This is a genomic window from Streptomyces sp. NPDC048349, assembly GCF_040651925.1.
Lineage (GTDB): Bacteria > Actinomycetota > Actinomycetes > Streptomycetales > Streptomycetaceae > Streptomyces.
In genome coordinates this window covers 1-4505 of record NZ_JBEZLA010000134.1, presented here as the reverse complement: position 1 = coordinate 4505, position 4505 = coordinate 1, and the positions used below count along the sequence as shown (strand labels likewise).

Below are 4505 nucleotides of genomic sequence, written 5' to 3'. Positions count from 1 at the left end.
CCGGCCCTTCGGGCCGGAGTCCTGCGCTGCGCTGCGGACTAGTTCAGGGTTCCGCTGCGCTCCACCCTGAACGGTCCGCTTCGCGGACCGGGGGACTCCCGCGCTGCGCGCGGGAGGTGACCCCATTTCACGGGGTCCGGGCCTACGGCCCGTTGGGTGTCCGCTTCGCTCCCACCCGTCAATCCTTCCGGCTCCGCCTCCAGGACCACAGCCCGCTCCGCGGGCCGGCAGCAGGGGCCGCCAGGGTTGCTGTATGCCGGTCCAGGAGCCTGACTGCCATGTCGTGGTTGTAGGAGCTCCCAACTCGCGCGGAGTCTCACCGTCAGGTGTCGCGCTGGGGTCGGCTCCGTAGGCCAAGAGGGACCGCGGTGAGCGCCGAGTCGAGCGGCCCTCCGGACTGAAGAGCCCCGTCCCCTTCCACGTCGATCGCATGGAGTAGAAGGGTCATCCCGCAGCAGACCTCCTCAAGATCCGCGCCCGCGTCAAGGAGACGGGTCAGCTCGGTGTGGTCACCCAACTCCACCGCCTGATGCGCTGGAGTCCACGGACTCTCGATCATTCAGGCTTCTCCTCACACCGCGAATCATGCTGATGGTTCATTCTGTATACCGGATAGGCTCTGGAAAGATCACGGTGTCCCCCAGATGGTACGCCCCGCCCAGTGTCGCGGCTGTGGTGGCTTCGTCAGGACGGAGGCTCGTCGCTGTAGCCACGGGACGTAGGTGTCAGGTCGCCTTCCCAATGACCGGGCACGGCCCGGTCTTCTGCCTCGGCGGGCCGGCCGCTGATCATGACCATCGGGGTGGAGAAGCGGGGCTGTCGCTGCTGGGCCCGGCGGCGCGGTGTGCGGCGGGCGCGTCCCGAGCGCAGGGCGCGGCCCAGCTCTCGGTGGAGTTCGCCGCGACCCTGGACGTAGAGGGCCTGGTAGATCGTTTCATGGACCACGTGCATCTCCGGCCGGTCGGGGAACGTCCGGCGCAGACTCTCGCAGATCTGTTCCGAACTCCACTTCCGGCCCAGGCCGTCCTGGACGAAGCCCCGCAGCGCGGGATTCTGGCCGACCTTGCCGGGCTTTGGGCGGGGCCGGCGGGCATCAGCGCGGGCCTAGGACACGTGCGACCGATACTGGCCGTTGACCGGGTGCCGGCTGCGGCGTATCTCGCGGCTGATCGTGGACGGGCTGCGGCCCAGCTCGACCGCGATAGTCCGGATGGCAGCCTTCTCACGCAACCAGTCCGCGATGTGGATCCGGTCCGCCTCGCGCAGATAACGCGAGGACCGCACGAGGGCGCTACCGCTGTGAGCGGTAGCGCCCCTGCGGTCCTGCCGGACGGTGAGCGGCCGTTACGCCACCGCTCCCCCGTCCGATAGTTGATGCCGAAGATCCGGCATGCCTCCCGATGACTCACGCCCTGTTGCATGAGCTGAAGGTAGGCATGCCGTTCATCCGTCAGCGGAAGGCGTCCCCGGTTGACCGAACAGTCCCGGACCTCGAAGTCCATCGCACACCCCAGAACGGGGTGTTGCGACGATCACCAGAACTCAAGCCCCCAACACCGGGAGTTGCACTTCCTCGTCCACCACCCCACACAAGCGGGCCCCCGGCCAACCAATGGATCAGAACCCACGAAACCGAGACAGCGTCACCCCTGAAGCCATAAAGACCCAGGACAGCGATCCCCCACCGATCTCACACATCAAAGACAATGACACCAAACCCCGAAACAAGCCCCGACCAGCACCAACACACCACAGCCCGCTGTCTCCCACACCACCATCCCAAACCCAAGAGATCGCACTGTGGAGGCGCCCGGGCGGCGGGCGGTCGCGCTGCGATGTTCCACATGGCAACCCGGTCCCTGTTCGACCTCCCCGGCGACGTCGAACGGCAGCGGGCCGACGGGGCGGCTGTACCACCCGGTGCGGGAGGGGCCAGGAGCAGCAGCATGCACACCGCGGCCATCGCGCCGGCCGCCCACCGCGCGTCCCTTGTCGAGACCGTCGCCTCCCCGGAGTGGAGGCACATCATCACAAGACGCCGGCAACGCCGGAATCGAGGTGCCCTCCGGCCGGTCTGTCCGGCATCATCGCGGCATGATCGGCAATCGGATCACCCATCGCACGGCGGACGGCGTCCGCGTACCCGGTACCTGGCGGCACGCGTTCATATGCAACGGCGGCTCCTACTTCCTCACCGACCTCTTCATCTATGCCGACGGACTGATCGACTGCTGGGAGCTGGTCACCCTCGAGGAGTTCGAGCAGAAGCTACGCCGCGGCTGGGTGGCCACCAGCCTTCCGGAGGGCGGACGTGCCTCCGCGCACCACCTGGCCTCGTGGACGTTCGGTGAACCGAACACCTGGCTGACGCCGGACCTGCTGCTCGCCGAAGTCCGCGACACCATCGACCAGCTGAACGGCCGGCCCGACTCGACCGGCCGCTGCCTCGCCGCGGTGGACGTCTTCATGGCGGACCCTACGGAGGACAACCGGGCCGCTGCCCGGGCGGCCTACCTGGCCGTCCCCGAGACCGTGCGGCACTACGCGCTCGGCGACATGGACCGCAAGGACCGTCCCCTGCGGGTGCTGGTGGCCGGGCCCGGCGGCCGCACCCCGGACGAGCGGGCAGAAGCGGTCACGCAGGAGGAGTACGACGGGGCCGTCGCCTACTTCGAGGAGCGTCGGCAGTGGCTGGCGAAGGCGCCTTCACGGGTGCCCGCCGACGGGCCGGCCGAGTCCTTCGCCCCCGCGGTCAAGATCTACCACTCCTACCCGCAGCGGGCGCTGGAAGACCCGGGCAAGAAAGCCCTGCGCAACGACTACCCCGCCCCGATCACCATCGGCGCAGCCACCTACCCGTCGGTGGCGCACGCCTACTGGGCCAGGTCCGTCGCCGAACCGCAGGCCCGGGCCGCGGTCGTGGCGGCGGAGTCGGGCGCGAAGGCGCGTACGGTCGCTGCGGCGGCACCGCGACGCGAAGGCTGGACGCAGGTCCGTACGGCGGTCATGGCCGGTCTGCTGCGCGCCAAGTACGAGCAGCACCCCGACCTCGCGGCGATCCTCCTCGCCACGGGTGACGCAACCGTGCTCTACGACGACGCCGACTCGGGCTTCTGGGGCGAGAACGGGGGCCGGGGCCGCAACTGGACAGGCCGCCTCCTGGAACTCGTCCGCTCCGAACTGCAGGCCGGGCAGACCCTCATCAACTGACCCGAAGCCCACCCGTCGCCAACGCGCAGGCCAACTGGACCGACCACCTCGCTGCAAGCCAGACCGACGGACAGCGCAGGTGGGAACATCCAAGGACCCTGACAGGTTCCCCAAAGCGTTCCTCCTCGTCACACTGGAAGGTGCTCCGGCCATCGCGTCGGGCTGCCCAGGCCCGGGGGTGATCAGCCGCAGGGTGGGAAGGCGCTGGGTGACACCGCGGTGAAGGGTGGTGCGGGCGATGGCCAGACCGGTGTGGACGGGGGGTTCTGGGATTCGGGCTCATGAGCTCTCTGAACTAGCCGCGGTGGTTCGCGTGGCTCTGGGCAGTGAGCGTGCTGCCGCGGTGGCGGCCCTGTAGCGGCCGACGTCCGACGCAGCAAGGGACGGCTTCGAAACCCTCGCCGGCCCACCACAGCGGCATCCCCGGCGTGATCGGGTGATCGGGTGATCGGGCAGCAAGGCGGGCCGGGCCCTTTGCCGCTGTGAGGACGACGGTCGTGCGAACGACTCCCTGGCTGCTTATGGGGTGACACCACCTGTGTGGTCCGTTCGTTGTTCAGGTCCTGAAGAAGATCATGCTGTTCAGCGTGCCTGCCCCCGCTGCGGCCTGCGAGTCCGCGGCCACCGTGCCCGCGCGCTCCAAGGGGCAGCGCCTAGCCGCGGTGGTCGCCACCCTCGGCGCCTTGGTCCTGCCCCTCGTCGGCCCTGCTCCAGCCCACGCGGCCACCCGTGATGTCGAGGTCTACTACGGCCACGAGCACTACGACATCAGCTTCATCGGGACCGTGAAGTCCACGCGCCCCAACGGCTACGAGATCGACGGTGAACTCAACGGCTACTGCTCCGCCGGCGCGGCGACCACCCAGGACGCGACCCTCGCCTACCGCGGCGCCGGTGACGCCTGGGGGCACAAGCCCCGCAGCTGCCACGACCTTCCCCAGCATTTCCACTTCACCGGAACCCGCCAGAGCGGCGGATTGAGCTCCAGGTCGGCGCCCCGAGCAGCGTCTTCAACACCTATGGCTACGGCATGAAGATGGTGTACGACATCGGTACCGACTGACGCGCTCGGGCGCTGGCCGGGGGTTAGACACAGGTCCTTGATCTGATCATCCGGCGTCGTGCGGGTCGGACTGCGGTGGGGGCGAGGGTTGCTGCGTGCGGGCGCGGAGATCGACGGAGCCAGCTGCCCGTTCCCGAAGCTGGACCGCGACTTCGACCGCGCGTTGCGGTCGGAGACCGGGACGACGACGCCGCCGCGTCGGCAACTAGCCCCCTCAGAACCGCAGAGGACA

Annotated in this window: 2 protein-coding genes and 1 pseudogene; 2 read left to right on the top strand and 1 reads right to left on the bottom strand. The window is 69.0% G+C overall.

The genetic code is table 11. The features are described from left to right. Window positions 1–726 precede the first annotated feature (726 nt). Window positions 727–1502: pseudogene (locus tag AB0D44_RS34160) on the bottom strand (IS30 family transposase); the annotation flags it as partial. A 592-nt stretch (window positions 1503–2094) separates the two neighbouring features. Between AB0D44_RS34160 and AB0D44_RS34155 the strand changes: the two are divergent. Both AB0D44_RS34155 and AB0D44_RS34150 read left to right on the top strand, forming a co-directional pair. Further along, window positions 2095–3210, top strand: coding sequence for an NADAR family protein (locus AB0D44_RS34155; protein WP_362598742.1), 1116 nt, complete (start codon window positions 2095–2097; stop codon window positions 3208–3210). A gap of 587 nt (window positions 3211–3797) precedes the next feature. Next, complete coding sequence (locus AB0D44_RS34150; protein ID WP_362598739.1) at window positions 3798–4244, top strand: hypothetical protein; 447 nt, start codon at window positions 3798–3800, stop codon at window positions 4242–4244. Window positions 4245–4505: the final 261 nt, after the last annotated feature.

Excerpts from the sequence above, each read along its gene's own strand:
- AB0D44_RS34155 (WP_362598742.1), top strand. The coding sequence starts at position 2,095 with ATGATCGGCAATCGGATCACCCATCGCACGGCGGACGGCGTCCGCGTA.